This is a genomic window from Pseudomonas sp. GM60, from assembly GCF_000282415.1.
Classification (GTDB): domain Bacteria; phylum Pseudomonadota; class Gammaproteobacteria; order Pseudomonadales; family Pseudomonadaceae; genus Aquipseudomonas; species Aquipseudomonas migulae.
Genome location: NZ_AKJI01000039.1, coordinates 62,761 through 79,739 on the forward strand (window position 1 = coordinate 62,761; position 16,979 = coordinate 79,739).

The following is a 16,979-nucleotide window of genomic DNA, read 5'->3' on the forward strand; positions in this document are numbered from 1 at the left end:
ATCCACAGTGTAAATCAGGCAGCTGCTTTAGTAGCCGCTTCGATTTTACGAGTGATGTACCACTGTTGGGCGATGGACAGGCAGTTGTTCACTACCCAGTACAGCACCAGGCCAGCCGGGAACCACAGGAAGAAGAAGGTGAAGATGATTGGCATCAGCTTCATCACCTTGGCCTGCATCGGATCCGGAGGAGTCGGGTTCAACTGCTGCTGGATAAACATGGTTGCACCCATGATGATCGGCAGAATGAAGAACGGATCCTTGATCGACAGGTCAGTAATCCACAGCATGAACGGCGCTTGGCGCATTTCAACGCTTTCCAGCAGAACCCAGTACAGCGAAAGGAAAACCGGCATCTGCACGAGGATTGGCAAGCAACCACCCAGCGGATTGATCTTCTCTTTCTTGTACAGCTCCATCATGGCTTGCGACATTTTCTGCCGGTCATCGCCATGTTGCTCTTTCAGCGCGGCCAGTTTCGGTGCCACTGCGCGCATGCGGGCCATGGATTTGTAGCTGGCTGCCGACAGCGGGAAGAAAATCCCTTTGATCAGCATGGTCAGGAAGATGATCGACCAGCCCCAGTTGCCGACCAGCGCGTGGATGTGTTGCAGCAGCCAGAAGATTGGCTGGGCAATGAACCACAGAATGCCGTAGTCGACGGTCAGTTCCAGACCTGGGGACAACTCTTTCAGCACAGCCTGGCTTTTCGGACCGGCGTACAGAACAGCGCTGGTTTCGGCTTTCGCACCTGGCGCAACAGTCATTGCCGGGGCGGTGTAGCCGATGATGTAGTTGCCTTTGCTGTCTTTACGGGTCTGGACGACGTTGTTTTCGCCCTTCGCCGGAATCCATGCGGTCACGAAGTAGTGTTGCAACCAGGCAACCCAACCACCGTTCACGGTTTCTTTCAGCTGAGCCTTGTCCATGTCCTTCATCGACACTTTCTTGTACGGCTCGTTACTTGTCCACAGGGCGGCGCCCAGGTAAGTCGCGGTGCCGGTGGCAGTGCTGGAAGAAGGATCGGAGCTGGCGTCACGCTTCAGTTGGGCGAACATCGCACCCGACCAAGGCTTGGCGCTTTCGTTGTCGATCACGTAGGAAACGGTTACGTCGTACAGGCCACGTTTCAGTGTGAAACGCTTGATGTAGTTGACGCCGTCCTTGCTGAACTTCAGGTCTACAACCAATTGGTTCTGACCGTCGGCCAGTTGGTAGATCTTCTTCTCGGAGGAGTAAACCGGACGACCGGCAGGACTTGCGTCCGGACCATCGGTACCGATCAAACCGCTTTGAGCCAGATAAGTCCGCTCGTTGCCGTTATCGAACAACTGGAATGGAATTTCCGGATGGTCCTGGCGACGTGGATACAGCGGCAGAGTCAACTGTGCAACATCGCCACCTTGTGGATCGATAGCCAGGTTGAGCACATCCGTTTTGATCTGGATGAGGTCTTTGCTTGCAGCTACTGGTGTTTCAGCAGGTGCAGTGGCACTGGTATCGCTTGCGGCGCGCGGAATGTCGTCACTGACAGAAGCATTATTGCCAGTCGCCGTATCCGGTAGGCCCGGTGCGGTAGTACTGGAAGCAACATTCTGAGTCGGCAGGGCAGCCTGGCCATAGTCCTGGTTCCATTTAAGAACCATAACGTAGGACACGATTGCCAGGGCGACGATCAGGATCGTGCGTTTGATATCCATGATTACTCGGCCATCGAAGAAGAACGGGAGGTAGGGATAGGTGGAACCGGGTCATAACCACCGGGATTCCACGGATGACAGCGACCTAAACGACGAAAGGTCAGCCAGCCACCGCGCAGAAGGCCATGATTTTCTATGGCTTCTAACGCGTAGCAGGAACAACTGGGGTAGAAACGACAGTGACTGGCCATCAGAGGACTAATGGCATAGCGATAAAACTGGATCGGAACGAGTGCCAGTTTACGCATCTGGACTGTCTACCCCTACAGTTTCGGTTTTGACTGCTGGTACCGGCGTGCTGCGTGCCAGACGCTTCCAGAGTTTGCCGAAATGCTGAATCAATTCGGGGTTTTCTACGTCACCCAAACCTTTGCGCGCGACGATAACGATATCCCAGCCGACCAGTGAATCCTGGTTCAGACGGAACGATTCGCGCATCAGACGTTTGAGGCGATTGCGCTCGACGGAGAGCTTTACGCTCTTTTTCCCGATAACCAGCCCGAGACGGGGGTGATCAAGATCGTTGTTGCGCGCAAGGAGCAGGAGATTTTTCCCCGGAACCTTGCCGGTAGGGGAGTCAAAGACTGCCTTGAAATGCCGGGGAGTAAGCAGACGCTTTTCCCGACTGAAGTCCTGACTCACCTCCAGTGCCTGCTTATCAAACTGCCAGACGCGCACGACCTTTGGCGCGACGACGCGACAGAACGGCACGACCGTTCTTGGTAGCCATGCGAGCACGGAAACCGTGGGTACGAGCGCGTTTGATAGTGCTTGGTTGGAAAGTACGTTTCATTGTCGTGTTACCTGGTTCGTCCACAACGGGCCGGAATGGCCCCCGTTTTAAGAGACCGGGGATTCTAGAGAAAGCAAGCCTCTAGGTCAATTTCCAACCAACGTTTCCTTATAAATAGATCTCCAGACGTTTTGCTCGTCTTCACCTCCAGCCAAATATAAAAATAAAAAAGGAAAGTATTTAAAGCTTTTCTGTAAAGCTTATAAAAGCTAGGACACCGATCATCTGTGGATAACTACCTTCAGGCCTTGTATCCAGTGATGTACAGAGAATGACAACTACGGTGGAAAACGGTGGTCAGCCTGTGCTGCGCTGTCGGATAAGCTGTGTGTGAAAGGGGCTGTTATCCACAGGCAGGTTATCCACCGAGTTTCGCCCCCACTTGTGCAACGACCTCAAGGGCGGTTATCCACAGAGCTTATGCACAGACCACTGGTCGTCTTTTTTACCTATAAAACGTTGATTCTTCTTGGTCAGTGAGCCACCTACGTGTGGATAAGTCGGCGTCTGGTCGCTACAATGGCCGCTTGTTTTTGCCTCACCGGCTTTCAACTTAGGGGATATCCGTGTCAGTGGAACTTTGGCAGCAGTGCGTGGAGCTTTTGCGCGATGAGCTGCCTGCCCAACAATTCAACACTTGGATCCGTCCACTACAGGTCGAAGCCGAAGGCGACGAGTTGCGTGTCTACGCACCGAATCGTTTTGTTCTCGACTGGGTCAACGAAAAGTACCTGGGCCGCGTCCTTGAACTGCTGGATGAGCATGGCAACGGCATGGCGCCGGCGCTTTCCTTATTAATAGGCAGCAAACGCAGTTCGGCTCCACGGGCTGCCCCGAATGCTCCACTGGCTGCCGCCGCGTCTCAGGCACAGGCGGCTCAAGCGCCTGTCAGTGCTCCGGCACCTGCCCCGACGGCCACACCGACCAAGCGTTCGACACAGAAAGTTGCCGAAGTCAGTGAAGAGCCATCGCGCGACAGCTTCGATCCGATGGCTGGCGCCAGTTCTCAACAGGCCCCGGTGCGTTCCGAGCAGCGCACGGTGCAGGTCGAAGGTGCGCTCAAGCACACCAGTTACCTGAACCGCACTTTCACCTTCGAGAACTTCGTCGAAGGTAAGTCCAACCAACTGGCCCGGGCTGCGGCCTGGCAGGTGGCGGACAACCCCAAGCACGGTTACAACCCGCTCTTCCTTTATGGCGGTGTTGGCTTGGGTAAAACTCACTTGATGCACGCTGTGGGTAACCATCTATTAAAGAAAAACCCGAATGCCAAGGTCGTGTACCTGCATTCGGAGCGTTTCGTGGCCGATATGGTCAAGGCTCTGCAACTGAACGCGATCAACGAGTTCAAGCGCTTCTACCGTTCGGTGGACGCATTGCTGATCGATGACATTCAGTTCTTCGCCCGCAAGGAACGTTCGCAGGAAGAGTTTTTCCACACCTTCAACGCCCTGCTCGAAGGTGGCCAGCAGGTCATTCTTACCAGTGACCGCTACCCTAAAGAAATCGAAGGCCTTGAAGAGCGCCTCAAATCCCGCTTCGGCTGGGGCCTGACGGTAGCCGTCGAGCCGCCGGAGCTGGAAACCCGTGTCGCGATCCTGATGAAAAAGGCCGACCAGGCCAAAGTCGATCTGCCCCACGACGCAGCGTTCTTCATCGCCCAACGTATTCGCTCCAACGTCCGTGAGCTGGAAGGTGCGCTTAAACGCGTGATCGCCCACTCGCACTTCATGGGCCGCGATATCACCATCGAGCTGATTCGCGAATCCCTGAAAGATCTGTTGGCGCTGCAAGACAAACTGGTCTCTGTGGATAACATTCAGCGCACTGTCGCGGAGTACTACAAGATCAAGATTTCCGACCTGCTGTCCAAGCGTCGTTCACGCTCGGTCGCTCGTCCGCGTCAGGTTGCCATGGCGTTGTCCAAAGAGTTGACTAACCACAGCCTGCCGGAAATCGGCGATGTGTTTGGCGGCCGCGACCACACAACTGTTTTGCACGCCTGCCGCAAGATCAACGAACTTAAGGAATCCGACGCGGACATCCGCGAGGACTACAAGAACCTGCTGCGTACTCTGACAACTTGATGAACACCAGCGCAGCTTATTAAGGCAAGGGACTAGACCATGCATTTCACCATTCAACGCGAAGCCCTGTTGAAACCCCTGCAACTGGTCGCAGGCGTCGTCGAGCGCCGACAGACCTTGCCGGTGCTCTCCAACGTGCTGCTGGTTGTCGAAGGCCAGCAACTGTCGCTGACCGGTACCGACCTGGAAGTCGAGCTGGTCGGTCGTGTACAACTCGAAGAGCCGGCTGACCCGGGTTCCATCACTGTGCCTGCGCGCAAGCTGATGGATATCTGCAAAAGCCTGCCGAACGACGCGCTGATCGACATCAAGGTCGACGAGCAGAAGCTGGTGGTGAAAGCTGGCCGTAGCCGCTTCACCCTGTCGACCCTGCCGGCGAACGATTTCCCGACCGTTGAAGAAGGCCCGGGTTCGCTGACTTGCAGCCTTGAGCAAAGCAAACTGCGTCGTCTGATTGAACGCACCAGCTTCGCCATGGCCCAGCAGGACGTGCGTTATTACCTGAACGGCATGCTGCTGGAAGTCTCGGCCGGGATCATCCGGGCCGTGGCCACCGACGGTCACCGTCTGGCCATGTGCTCGATGCAGGCCGACATCGGTCAACCGGATCGCCACCAGGTCATCGTGCCGCGCAAGGGTATCCTTGAGCTGGCGCGCCTGCTGACCGAGCCGGACGGCAATGTCAGCATCGTCCTGGGCCAGCATCACATCCGCGCCACCACAGGCGAGTTCACCTTCACCTCTAAACTGGTCGACGGTAAATTCCCGGACTACGAGCGTGTTCTGCCGAAGGGCGGCGACAAACTGGTGCTCGGCGATCGTCAGGCGTTGCGTGAAGCTTTCAGCCGTACCGCGATTCTGTCCAACGAGAAGTACCGCGGTATCCGTCTGCAACTGGCCAGCGGTCAGTTGAAGATCCAGGCCAACAACCCGGAGCAGGAAGAAGCGGAAGAAGAAGTGGGCGTTGAGTACAACGGCGGCAATCTGGAAATCGGCTTCAACGTGAGCTACTTGCTCGACGTGCTGGGCGTGATGACCACTGAGCAGGTTCGCCTGATCCTATCCGACTCCAACAGCAGTGCGCTGGTGCAAGAGTCTGACAATGATGACTCGGCCTACGTTGTCATGCCGATGCGTCTGTAATCATGCTCAGCAGAAGCTAGATGTCATTAAGTCGCGTCTCGGTCACCGCGGTGCGCAATCTGCACCCGGTGACCTTCTCCCCCTCCCCCCGAATCAACATTCTTTACGGCGCCAACGGCAGCGGCAAAACCAGTGTTCTGGAAGCCATTCACCTGCTGGGGCTTGCCCGTTCGTTTCGTAGTACCCGCCTTTTACCGGTTATTCAGTACGAGCAATTGGCCTGTACCGTATTCGGTCAGGTTGAGTTGGCTGAGGGCGGGCATAGCGCACTGGGGATATCACGGGACCGCCAAGGCGAGTTCCAGATCCGTATTGACGGGCAGAACGCGCGCAGTGCGGCACAGCTGGCGGAGATCCTGCCGCTGCAATTGATCAACCCTGATAGCTTCCGCCTGCTTGAAGGCGCACCGAAGATTCGCCGGCAGTTTCTCGACTGGGGCGTGTTCCACGTGGAACCGCGGTTCATGTCCACCTGGCAGCGCTTGCAGAAGGCCCTGCGCCAGAGAAACTCTTGGCTGCGGCATGGTACACTTGACGCCGTTTCGCAAGCGGTTTGGGACAGGGAACTGTGCCAGGCCAGCGCTGAAATTGATGAATACCGCCGTGCCTATATCAAAGCCTTGAAACCAGTCTTTGAACAGACCTTGAGCGAACTGGTTGAGCTTGAAGGTTTGACGCTCAGCTATTACCGAGGCTGGGACAAAGACCGCGAATTGAGTGCAGTGCTCGCTGGGTCCGTTCAGCGAGACCAGCAGATGGGTCATACCCAGGTCGGACCACAACGCGCTGATTTGCGCCTCAGATTGGGCGCACATAACGCCGCGGACATCTTGTCCCGCGGTCAGCAGAAGTTGGTGGTCTGTGCATTGCGGATTGCCCAAGGGCACCTGGTCAGCCAGGCCCGACGCGGCCAGTGTATTTATCTGGTGGATGACTTGCCGTCCGAACTGGACGAGCAGCACCGCCGCGCGCTTTGCCGCTTGTTGGAAGACTTACGCTGCCAGGTGTTTATCACCTGTGTAGATCACGAATTATTGAGGGAAGGCTGGCAGACGGAAACGCCAGTCGCTCTGTTCCACGTGGAACAGGGCCGTATCACCCAGACCCACGACCATCGGGAGTGAAGGCATTGAGCGAAGAAAATACGTACGACTCAACGAGCATTAAAGTGCTGAAAGGCCTGGATGCCGTACGCAAACGTCCCGGTATGTACATTGGTGACACCGACGATGGCAGCGGTCTGCACCACATGGTGTTCGAGGTGGTCGATAACTCGATCGACGAAGCTTTGGCCGGCCATTGCGACGACATCAGCATCATCATCCACCCGGACGAATCCATCACCGTTCGCGACAACGGTCGTGGCATCCCGGTAGACGTACACAAAGAAGAAGGCGTCTCGGCAGCCGAGGTCATCATGACCGTGCTGCACGCCGGCGGTAAGTTCGACGACAACTCCTACAAAGTATCCGGCGGTCTGCACGGTGTAGGTGTTTCGGTAGTGAACGCACTGTCCAAGGAACTGGTCCTGACCGTTCGCCGCAGCGGCAAGATCTGGGAACAGACTTACGTCCATGGCGTCCCGCAAGAGCCGATGAAAATCGTTGGCGAGAGCGAGACCACGGGCACCCAGATTCACTTCAAGCCATCGGCTGAAACCTTCAAGAATATCCACTTCAGCTGGGACATCCTGGCCAAGCGGATTCGTGAACTGTCCTTCCTCAACTCCGGTGTCGGCATCGTCCTCAAGGATGAGCGCAGCGGTAAGGAAGAACTGTTCAAATACGAAGGCGGCTTGCGTGCGTTCGTTGAATACCTGAACACCAACAAGACTGCGGTCAACCAGGTGTTCCACTTCAACATCCAGCGTGAAGACGGCATCGGCGTGGAAATCGCCCTGCAGTGGAACGACAGCTTCAACGAGAACCTGTTGTGCTTCACCAACAACATCCCGCAGCGTGATGGCGGTACTCACCTGGTGGGTTTCCGTTCCGCACTGACGCGTAACCTGAACACCTACATCGAAGCTGAAGGCCTGGCCAAGAAGCACAAGGTCGCCACCACCGGTGATGACGCCCGTGAAGGCTTGACCGCGATCATCTCGGTCAAGGTGCCGGATCCGAAGTTCAGCTCCCAGACCAAAGACAAGCTGGTTTCTTCCGAAGTGAAGACCGCGGTCGAACAGGAAATGGGCAAGTACTTCTCCGACTTCCTGCTGGAAAACCCGAACGAAGCCAAACTGGTCGTCGGCAAGATGATCGACGCGGCACGTGCGCGTGAAGCAGCACGCAAGGCCCGTGAGATGACCCGCCGCAAAGGTGCGCTGGACATCGCCGGCCTGCCGGGCAAACTGGCTGACTGCCAGGAAAAAGACCCTGCCCTTTCCGAACTGTACCTCGTGGAAGGTGACTCTGCTGGCGGCTCCGCCAAGCAGGGGCGTAACCGTAAAACCCAGGCCATCCTGCCGTTGAAGGGCAAGATCCTCAACGTCGAGAAGGCGCGCTTCGACAAGATGATCTCTTCGCAAGAAGTGGGCACCTTGATCACCGCGCTGGGCTGCGGTATCGGTCGCGACGAATACAACATCGACAAGCTGCGCTACCACAACATCATCATCATGACCGATGCTGACGTCGACGGTTCGCACATCCGTACGCTGCTGCTGACGTTCTTCTTCCGTCAGCTGCCAGAGCTGATCGAGCGTGGCTACATCTACATCGCTCAGCCACCGCTGTACAAGGTCAAGAAAGGCAAGCAAGAGCAATACATCAAAGACGACGACGCCATGGAAGAGTACATGACGCAGTCGGCCCTGGAAGATGCGAGCCTGCACCTGAACGAGGAAGCCCCGGGTATCTCCGGCGAAGCCCTTGAGCGCCTGGTGAACGACTTCCGTCTGGTGATGAAGACCCTCAAGCGTCTGTCGCGCCTGTACCCACAGGAACTGACCGAGCACTTCATCTACTTGCCAGCGGTGAGCATGGAGCAACTGTCCGATCACGCAGCGATGCAGGATTGGCTGGCCAAGTATGAAGTCCGTCTGCGCACCGTCGAGAAGTCTGGTCTGGTCTACAAGGCCAGCCTGCGTGAAGACCGTGAGCGTAACGTCTGGCTGCCAGAGGTCGAACTGATCTCCCACGGCCTGTCGAACTACGTCACGTTCAACCGCGACTTCTTCGGCAGCAACGATTACAGGACTGTCGTATCCCTGGGCGCTCAGCTGAGCACCCTGCTGGACGACGGCGCGTACATCCAGCGTGGCGAGCGCAAGAAGCCGGTCACCGAGTTCAAGGAAGCCCTTGAATGGCTGATGGCTGAAAGCACCAAGCGTCACACCATCCAGCGATACAAAGGTCTGGGTGAGATGAACCCGGATCAGCTGTGGGAAACCACCATGGACCCAAGCCAGCGCCGGATGCTCAAAGTGACCATCGAAGATGCCATTGGCGCGGACCAGATCTTCAACACCCTGATGGGTGATGCGGTCGAACCTCGTCGTGACTTCATCGAAAGCAATGCCTTGGCGGTTTCCAACCTGGACTTCTGATCCCGCGGTTCTGCCAAAAGTAAAAAAGGCCAGCGCATTGCGCTGGCCTTTTTTATTACGCTGTTTTGCTCTTCAGCGGCGGTGCCAAATCGTATGGAACGCAGGCGTTTTACCTCGGAGCCTCACAGATAAGTCCTACATACGCTATCCCGAGTGCTCTTTATCCTACAACCTCCTCGTCAAGGTACGACCTGCGGGAGCAATTTTTTGGGTATTGAGAAGGAAAGGAAGTCATGTCAACAAACGCATACTTACTGTTAAAAGGAAAAAAATCGGGATTTATTTCTTCTGGCGTGGCATCAGAAGAATCAATTGGTACAGACTATCGAACTGAGATGGCTGATCAAATATTAATCCGAAACTTCAGCCATCAAATCATTGCTCCACGTGATGTCCAGTCTGGGTTACCAACAGGTCGTCCTGCAGTGCACAAACCCCTGATGATCAGTAAATTAGTTGATAAGTCGTCGCCGCTAATAATGGGCGCTTTGAATTCCGGTGAACAGCTCACCACGTTCGAATTAGTCTGGTATCGATCATCGCCCGAGACCGGGTCCGACGAACCCTACTACGCCATTGCTTTGGAAGAAGCGGTAGTCGTTGATGTGCAGACAAACAACAACCCAGAGACTGATAACTCTCTACATGTTGAGGATGTTTATTTCGCTTATCAAAGAATTACTTGGACTCATCTCGGTGCCAACACTCAAATGTCCTATGATTTGCGTACTGGAAAATAAGCTGACGGCGTAGTGAGTGGTCCGCCCAAACCGGGTTTTCCGCGGTAAACGGCACGTCAAAAAAAACCGGCTATATCAGCCGGTTTTTTTACGTCCAAAAAAAACTTATGCACCTTTTTCCATATTTTATGAGCTTAGGAAATATGTATATAAATCATAAGCCTACAAACTAAATACGCTACTTTTCAGCGAAACGGTACACAGGTTATCCACAGAATCTCAGACAGCCATCTGATCATTGGCAGCCGGCGCTTGTGGCGCGGGTGGGAGCGAGCCCATTTCCCGTTGCATCTGCTCGTTCCAGGCCTGAACCCGGTCATTGAGGTTGGCAATCGCCCGGGGCCCGCTGCCTTCGGCGTACATCGGTTCGCCGATGATCACAGTGATGACGCCCTGCTTCTTGGCCCAACCGGTTTTCGGCCAGAATTTGCCGGCATTGTGCGCAATCGGCAGCACCGGAAGTTCGGCGTTGACGGCTAACGCCGTACCACCTCGTGAGAATTTTCCGATGGTGCCGTAAGGGACCCGCGTTCCTTCAGGGAATATCAGTACCCAGACGCCATCCTTCAGCAGTTCATCGCCCTGCTTCGCTACATGTTTGAGCGCGGCCTTCGGGTTGTCGCGGTCGATGGCGATCGGCCGCAGCATGGCCATGGCCCAACCGAAGAACGGTACAAACAGCAATGAGCGTTTCAGTACCTGGCTCAACGGCTCGAAATAGGCCGAGAGGAAGAACGTCTCCCAGGTGCTCTGGTGGTTCGACTGAATCACGCAGGGCTGGTCAGGCACGTTTTCGGCACCTTTCACTTCATAGCTGATGCCCAGAAAGACTTTGCTCAGCCACAAGGCGCAACGGCACCAGTACACGTTGATAAAACGATAGCGCGCCTTGAACGGCAGAAAAGGCGCGATAAAAAAGCTCAGGCTGCACCAAAGCAAGGAACTGGTGCCCAGCAGCAGGTAAAAGAGGAAGGTTCTGATGGCCTGCAATATCGACATGGCGACGTTTACCGTGCGGGCTCTGCCCGTCTATATAAAGCGCACTCCCGATCAATCCTTGGTCAGGAATCTCGAAAACGCTCTAATTGTGGATAAGTTCTGCGGCAATCGCCGCGAGATCGTCAAAAATCAAAGTGCCTACCGGTAGGGTTTTGCCCAAAGTCTTTTCGCCTTTCCCGGTCTTTACCAAAACTGGCTGAGAATCGACGGCTTTGGCGGCTTCCAGGTCACCAAGACTGTCGCCGACGAACCATAGATTAGTCAGCGATACGTTGTAATGCGTGGCGATGGTTTTCAGCATCCCGGGTTTTGGCTTGCGGCAATCGCAGCCTTCGTCCGGCCCGTGCGGGCAATAGACGATCAGCCCGACTTCACCGCCCTGCTCCGCGACCAACGAGCGCAAGCGCTCGTGCATGGCGTCCAGGGTGGCGACGTCGTAATAGCCGCGAGCGATGCCGGACTGGTTGGTAGCGACTGCTACCGTCCAGCCGGCCTTGCTCAACTGCGCGATGGCTTCGATCGAACCGGGGAGCGGTTTCCACTCCTCCACCGACTTGATGTAAGCGTCGGAGTCGTAATTGATCACCCCGTCCCGATCGAGAATCAGCAGTTTCAAACAGTCTTACCCCAGCAACGAAATATCGGCGACGCCGAGGAACAAGCCACGCAGACGCGCGAGCAGCGCATAGCGGTTGGCACGGACCTTGGCATCTTCAGCGTTGACCATGACGGCTTCGAAGAAAGCATCCACAGGCTCGCGCAAGGCTGCCAGACGTGCCAGCGACTCGCTGTACTGACGCGCAGCTGCCATCGGTTGAACCGCCTGGTCTGCCTGTTGAATCGCCGAGTACAGGGAGAATTCGTTGGCGTTGTCGAAGTACTTGGCTTCAACGACTGTAGGAACAGAACCTTCGACCTTGCTCAGCAAGTTCGAAACGCGCTTGTTCACTGCAGCGAGGGCCGCCGCTTCAGGCAATTTGCGGAACGCTTCCACCGCTTGTACGCGCTGATCGAAGTCCAGCGCAGAACCTGGCTTCAGGGCACGAACCGACAGGTAAGTCGCCACGTCCACGCCTTCATCTTCGTAACGGGCACGCAGACGGTCGAACACGAATTCCAGTACCGAGTCGGCCAGGCCAGCAGCCTTGACCTTGGCGCCGAACGCATTCACGGCAAAGGCCACGGCGTCGTTCAGGTCGAGGTCGAGCTTCTTGTCGATCAGGATGCGCAATACGCCCAGTGCAGCACGGCGCAGGGCATACGGGTCTTTGCTACCGGTTGGCAGCATGCCGATCCCGAAGATACCGACCAGCGTGTCGAGTTTGTCAGCGATGGCCACGGCCGCACCGGTCAGGGTGGTCGGCAGTTCAGCGCCAGCACCGCGCGGCATGTATTGCTCGTTCAGCGCCAGCGCGACTTCTTCCGGCTCGCCATCGTTCAGGGCGTAGTAGTAACCGGCGACGCCTTGCATCTCCGGGAACTCACCGACCATCTCGGTCGCCAGGTCGCACTTGGACAGCAGGCCGGCACGGGAAGCCCATGCCGCGTTACCGCCAATGCGTTGCGCGATGAACGCAGCAAGCTTGGATACGCGCTCGGCCTTGTCGTAGACGCTGCCGAGTTTTTCCTGGAACACCACGTTTTGCAGGCGCAGGTTGAAGTCTTCGAGTTTCTGCTTCTTGTCTTGCTTGAAGAAGAACTCGGCGTCGGTCAGGCGTGGGCGAACCACTTTCTCGTTACCGGCGATGATTTGCTGCGGGTCTTTGCTTTCGATGTTGGCCACGGTAATGAAACGTGGCAGCAACTTGCCGTCGGCATCCAGCAGGCAGAAATACTTCTGGTTGTCCTGCATGGTGGTAATCAGCGCTTCTTGCGGCACGTCGAGGAAACGCTCTTCGAACGAGCACACCAGCGGCACCGGCCATTCAACCAGCGCGGTCACTTCGTCGAGCAGGGCTGGCGGAACGATCGCCGTGCCTTCCTGCATCGTCGCCAGTTCTTCGGTGCGCTTGCTGATAATCGCGCGACGCTCGTTGGCATCGGCCAGAACGTAAGCTGCACGCAAGTCGGTCAAGTAGTTGGCCGGCGAGGTGATGCGTACGCTTTGCGGGTGATGGAAGCGGTGACCACGGGAATCGCGGCCGGCCTTTTGGGCGAGGATCGTGCAATCGATGACCTGGTCACCGAGCAGCATGACCAGCCATTGGGTCGGACGAACGAATTCTTCCTTGCGCGCACCCCAGCGCATGCGCTTCGGGATCGGCAGGTCATTCAGGGAATCTTCGACGATGGTCGGCAGCAGGCTCGCGGTCGGCTTGCCGGCGATGCTCTGGCTGTAACGCAGCTTCGGACCGCTCTGATCGATTTCGCTCAGCTCGACGCCGCACTTCTTGGCGAAACCCAGTGCCGCTTGAGTCGGGTTGCCTTCGGCATCGAACGCCGCCTGACGTGGCGGGCCGTCGAGGTTGATGCTGCGATCCGGTTGCTGGGTAGCCAGCGCGGTGATCAGCACAGCCAGACGACGCGGCGCGGCGTAGACGGTTTTGGTCTCGTAGTTCAGGCCAGCGGCTTGCAGGCCTTTGTCGATACCGGCAAGAAACGCCTCGGCCAAGGTGTTCAGGGCCTTGGGTGGCAGTTCTTCGGTGCCCAGTTCAACCAGGAAATCTTGAGCACTCATTGTGCAGCCTCCAGCTTGGCCAGTACTTCGTCACGCAGGTCCGGGGTCGCCATCGGGAAGCCGAGCTTGGCGCGAGCCAGCAAGTAGGCTTGCGCAACGGAACGCGCCAGGGTGCGTACACGCAGGATGTATTGCTGACGCGCAGTCACCGAGATCGCCCGGCGCGCATCCAGCAGGTTGAAGGTGTGGGACGCCTTCAACACCATTTCGTAGCTCGGCAACGGCAGCGGCTGGTCGAGTTCGATCAGGCGCTTGGCTTCGCTTTCGTAGAAGTCGAACAGTTCGAACAGCTTCTCGACGTTGGCGTGTTCGAAGTTATAGGTCGATTGCTCCACTTCGTTCTGGTGGAACACATCGCCGTAGGTCACTTTGCCGAACGGACCGTCAGCCCAGACCAGGTCGTAGACCGAGTCCACGCCTTGCAGGTACATGGCCAGACGCTCGAGGCCGTAAGTGATCTCGCCGGTCACCGGGTAGCACTCGATGCCGCCCGCCTGCTGGAAGTAAGTGAACTGCGTCACTTCCATGCCGTTCAGCCAGACTTCCCAGCCCAGACCCCAGGCGCCCAGAGTCGGCGATTCCCAGTTGTCTTCGACGAAGCGAATGTCGTGGACCAGCGGGTCCAGGCCGACATGCTTGAGGGAGCCCAGGTACAGTTCCTGGAAGTTGTCCGGGTTCGGCTTCAGAACCACCTGGAACTGATAGTAGTGCTGCAGACGGTTCGGGTTTTCGCCGTAGCGGCCGTCAGTCGGGCGACGACTGGGCTGCACATAAGCGGCGTTCCAGGTTTCCGGGCCGATGGCGCGCAGAAACGTGGCAGTGTGGAAAGTCCCGGCGCCTACTTCCATATCGTAGGGCTGAAGTACCACGCAACCTTGCTCGGCCCAGTATTGCTGGAGGGCGAGGATCAAGTCTTGGAAGGTACGCACGGCTGGCGTAGGCTGGCTCACGAAATTCACCTGTTTCTTGGGCTGCGATTTAAAGAGCGGGAGTATACCCGATTCATTGCTGCGCACGCCCCCTGGAGCCTTATGCCACGCTGCTTTTGGTGTTCCGAAGATCCGCTGTACATGGCTTATCACGACCAGGAGTGGGGCACGCCGCTACGCGATGCGCAGGGTTTGTTCGAGTTGCTTTTGCTCGAAGGGTTCCAGGCCGGCCTTTCCTGGATCACCGTGTTGCGCAAACGCGAGCGATATCGAGAGGTGCTGTTCGGCTTCGATGTACAGCGCGTGGCGCAAATGAGCGACGCCGAAATCGATGAATTGATGCTCGATCCCGGGATCATCCGCAATCGCCTCAAACTCAACGCCGCCCGGCGCAATGCCCAGGCCTGGCTGGCGCTTGAAGACCCGGTCGAGTTTCTCTGGTCTTTCGTCGGCGGTAAGCCTGTGATCAATCATTTCAAGGATCGCACCGAAGTCCCGGCGGTCACGCCAGTCGCCGTGGAGATGAGCAAAGGCCTGAAAAAATCCGGTTTCACCTTCGTCGGCCCGACCATTTGCTACGCGCTGATGCAGGCCTCGGGGATGGTCATGGACCACACCAAGGATTGCGATCGCTACGCGACCTTGTCGATCGGCGGTTAGAATAGCCGCCTCGCGAACAGCACAAGATCAGGAGTGACCTGTGGATAAGTTGAAAGGCGCCTTGCTGGTAGGCGCTCTGCGGCTGTTTGCCCTGCTTCCCTGGCGAGCAGTGCAGACGGTTGGCTCGGCCATCGGCTGGGTAATGTGGAAAACCCCAAACCGTTCCCGTGATGTGGTGCGGATCAATCTGGCCAAGTGTTTTCCGGAGATGGACCCTGCCGAGCGCGAGCGTCTGGTCGGCCAGAGCCTGAAAGACATCGGCAAGTCGCTGACCGAAAGTGCCTGCGCGTGGATCTGGCCGGCGCAGCGTTCCATCGATCTGGTGCGCGAAGTCGAAGGGCTCGACGTCTTGAAAGACGCCCTCGCCTCCGGCAAAGGTGTGGTCGGCATCACCAGCCACCTCGGCAACTGGGAAGTGTTGAACCACTTCTATTGCAGCCAGTGCAAACCGATCATTTTCTATCGTCCGCCGAAGCTCAAGGCTGTGGATGAATTGCTGCGCAAGCAGCGAGTGCAACTGGGTAACAGGGTCGCCGCCTCTACCAAGGAAGGCATCCTCAGCGTCATCAAGGAAGTGCGCAAAGGTGGTGCAGTGGGCATTCCCGCTGACCCGGAACCGGCCGAATCCGCCGGGATCTTCGTGCCGTTCTTCGCTACTCAGGCACTGACCAGCAAGTTTGTGCCGAACATGTTGGCAGGCGGCAAAGCGGTCGGTGTGTTCCTGCACGCCCTGCGGCTGCCGGACGGTTCGGGCTACAAGGTGATCCTCGAAGCGGCGCCAGAGGCCATGTACAGCACGGATACCGAGACGTCCTGCGCGGCGATGAGCAAGGTGGTCGAGCGTTATGTGCGGGCGTATCCGAGCCAGTACATGTGGAGCATGAAACGCTTCAAGAAGCGGCCACCGGGTGAAGAGCGCTGGTATTGAGTTGATTGGCATGATCTGTGGATAACTTGAACCTGTAGGAGCGAACGGTGCGGCGATCCGACTTGCCCGCGAAGAGGCCATTACATTCAACATTGATGTTGGATGTGATATCGCCTTCGCGAGCAAGCTTCGCTCCTACAGGTTATCCACAACTGTTCATAAAAAGGGCGCAGAAGATGTCCGAACACCGCAAATCGTTTCGCATCAAGATCAGTCACGAAAGCTTCGGCGAATGCCTCGGCCAGACCCGAAATCTCTCGACCACGGGCGTCTACGTCAAGCATCCGGGCTTGTCGGCGTTGCCCAAGGGGGCGGTGGTCTATGGTCAGGTACAGGATTTACCCACAGGCGCGCCGCGGGTTCGCATGGAAGTGGTGCTGGTAGACGCTGACGGCATCGGCCTGCGCTACCTCTGATCAGTGCGCCTGGCGCTCAAGTTTCTTCAGGAACACCGTCATCTCCTTCTCCGCCTGCTTGTCGCCGTGAGCACGAGCAGCTTCCAGACCCTGCTCCCACGCCTGACGCGCGGCCGGATAGTCCGCCAGCGCCAGATGAGCCTTGCCCAACAGCTTCCAGGCCGCTGAATACTTAGGGTCGAATTCGACGCAACGCTGGAAATGCTCGGCGGCCTTGGCGTTTTCCCCAAGATCCAGATAACCCTTGCCCAGGCCGAAGCGCAGCAATGAGTTATCCACACCCTTGGCGAGCATTTTTTCCAGGGATTCGATCATGGTGCACCTCGGTTTTTGGGGGAGCTTCGGAATCGCCTTCGCGGG

17 protein-coding genes are annotated in these 16,979 nt (G+C 57.0%); 8 read left to right on the forward strand and 9 right to left on the reverse strand.

Annotated features, from left to right (window positions below; all coding sequences use genetic code 11):
- Positions 1-14: 14 nt before the first annotated feature.
- From yidC to rpmH, 4 genes are read right to left on the reverse strand one after another with little or no spacing between them, the layout of a single operon-like run.
- Entirely contained in the window at positions 15-1,700 is a 1,686-nt protein-coding gene (gene yidC, locus PMI32_RS19185; protein WP_008027549.1) for a membrane protein insertase YidC, read from the reverse strand.
- Positions 1,701-1,702: 2 nt separating this feature from the next.
- Entirely contained in the window at positions 1,703-1,948 is a 246-nt protein-coding gene (yidD, locus tag PMI32_RS29655; protein ID WP_010207715.1) for a membrane protein insertion efficiency factor YidD, read from the reverse strand.
- Entirely contained in the window at positions 1,941-2,342 is a 402-nt protein-coding gene (gene rnpA, locus PMI32_RS19180; protein ID WP_028620331.1) for a ribonuclease P protein component, read from the reverse strand. Before rnpA ends, yidD begins: the two co-directional genes overlap by 8 nt.
- Positions 2,343-2,358: 16 nt before the next feature.
- On the reverse strand, positions 2,359-2,493 hold the full coding sequence (rpmH, locus tag PMI32_RS29660) for a 50S ribosomal protein L34 (RefSeq protein WP_003213577.1): 135 nt from the start codon (positions 2,491-2,493) through the stop codon (positions 2,359-2,361).
- 566 nt (positions 2,494-3,059) lie between these two features.
- Between rpmH and dnaA the strand changes: the two genes are divergently transcribed.
- The 5 genes from dnaA to tssD all read left to right on the forward strand — a co-directional run bounded on the left by dnaA (position 3,060) and on the right by tssD (position 10,010).
- Complete coding sequence (dnaA, locus tag PMI32_RS19175; RefSeq protein WP_008027554.1) at positions 3,060-4,580, forward strand: chromosomal replication initiator protein DnaA; 1,521 nt, start codon at positions 3,060-3,062, stop codon at positions 4,578-4,580.
- Positions 4,581-4,619: 39 nt separating this feature from the next.
- Positions 4,620-5,723: a DNA polymerase III subunit beta gene (dnaN, locus tag PMI32_RS19170; RefSeq protein ID WP_008027555.1), complete on the forward strand. Its 1,104-nt coding sequence runs from the start codon at positions 4,620-4,622 to the stop codon at positions 5,721-5,723.
- 20 nt (positions 5,724-5,743) lie between these two features.
- Positions 5,744-6,847 (forward strand): DNA replication/repair protein RecF, encoded by a 1,104-nt coding sequence (gene recF, locus PMI32_RS19165; RefSeq protein ID WP_008027558.1) that lies wholly within the window; start codon positions 5,744-5,746, stop codon positions 6,845-6,847.
- Positions 6,848-6,852: 5 nt separating this feature from the next.
- Complete coding sequence (gene gyrB, locus PMI32_RS19160) at positions 6,853-9,270, forward strand: DNA topoisomerase (ATP-hydrolyzing) subunit B (protein ID WP_008027559.1); 2,418 nt, start codon at positions 6,853-6,855, stop codon at positions 9,268-9,270.
- Positions 9,271-9,503: 233 nt separating this feature from the next.
- On the forward strand, positions 9,504-10,010 hold the full coding sequence (tssD, locus tag PMI32_RS29665; RefSeq protein ID WP_008027561.1) for a type VI secretion system tube protein TssD: 507 nt from the start codon (positions 9,504-9,506) through the stop codon (positions 10,008-10,010).
- Positions 10,011-10,229: 219 nt separating this feature from the next.
- Here the strand turns inward: tssD and PMI32_RS19155 are convergent, their stop codons facing one another.
- The 4 genes from PMI32_RS19155 to glyQ all read right to left on the reverse strand — a co-directional run bounded on the left by PMI32_RS19155 (position 10,230) and on the right by glyQ (position 14,636).
- Positions 10,230-11,009 (reverse strand): lysophospholipid acyltransferase family protein, encoded by a 780-nt coding sequence (locus PMI32_RS19155; protein WP_008027562.1) that lies wholly within the window; start codon positions 11,007-11,009, stop codon positions 10,230-10,232.
- Between the two features lie 82 nt (positions 11,010-11,091).
- Positions 11,092-11,625 carry a D-glycero-beta-D-manno-heptose 1,7-bisphosphate 7-phosphatase gene (gene gmhB / locus PMI32_RS19150; protein WP_008027564.1) on the reverse strand — a complete coding sequence of 178 codons (534 nt, stop codon included), beginning with the start codon at positions 11,623-11,625 and terminating at the stop codon, positions 11,092-11,094.
- Between the two features lie 6 nt (positions 11,626-11,631).
- Positions 11,632-13,686 (reverse strand): glycine--tRNA ligase subunit beta, encoded by a 2,055-nt coding sequence (gene glyS, locus PMI32_RS19145; RefSeq protein WP_008027567.1) that lies wholly within the window; start codon positions 13,684-13,686, stop codon positions 11,632-11,634.
- On the reverse strand, positions 13,683-14,636 hold the full coding sequence (gene glyQ / locus PMI32_RS19140; RefSeq protein ID WP_003213601.1) for a glycine--tRNA ligase subunit alpha: 954 nt from the start codon (positions 14,634-14,636) through the stop codon (positions 13,683-13,685). Before glyQ ends, glyS begins: the two co-directional genes overlap by 4 nt.
- A gap of 81 nt (positions 14,637-14,717) precedes the next feature.
- Between glyQ and tag the strand changes: the two genes are divergently transcribed.
- The 3 genes from tag (at position 14,718) to PMI32_RS19125 (ending at position 16,619) form a co-directional block, all read left to right on the forward strand.
- The gene (tag, locus tag PMI32_RS19135; RefSeq protein ID WP_008027570.1) at positions 14,718-15,275 is read left to right on the forward strand and encodes a DNA-3-methyladenine glycosylase I; all 558 of its coding nucleotides are present in this window, start codon (positions 14,718-14,720) and stop codon (positions 15,273-15,275) included.
- 40 nt (positions 15,276-15,315) lie between these two features.
- Positions 15,316-16,203: a lysophospholipid acyltransferase gene (locus PMI32_RS19130; protein ID WP_008027572.1), complete on the forward strand. Its 888-nt coding sequence runs from the start codon at positions 15,316-15,318 to the stop codon at positions 16,201-16,203.
- 176 nt (positions 16,204-16,379) lie between these two features.
- A complete protein-coding gene (locus PMI32_RS19125; protein ID WP_008027574.1) occupies positions 16,380-16,619 on the forward strand; it encodes a PilZ domain-containing protein in 240 nt (79 codons plus the stop codon).
- Here the strand turns inward: PMI32_RS19125 and PMI32_RS19120 are convergent, their stop codons facing one another.
- Positions 16,620-16,934 carry a tetratricopeptide repeat protein gene (locus tag PMI32_RS19120; protein ID WP_008027576.1) on the reverse strand — a complete coding sequence of 105 codons (315 nt, stop codon included), beginning with the start codon at positions 16,932-16,934 and terminating at the stop codon, positions 16,620-16,622.
- Between the last annotated feature and the right edge of the window lie 45 nt (positions 16,935-16,979).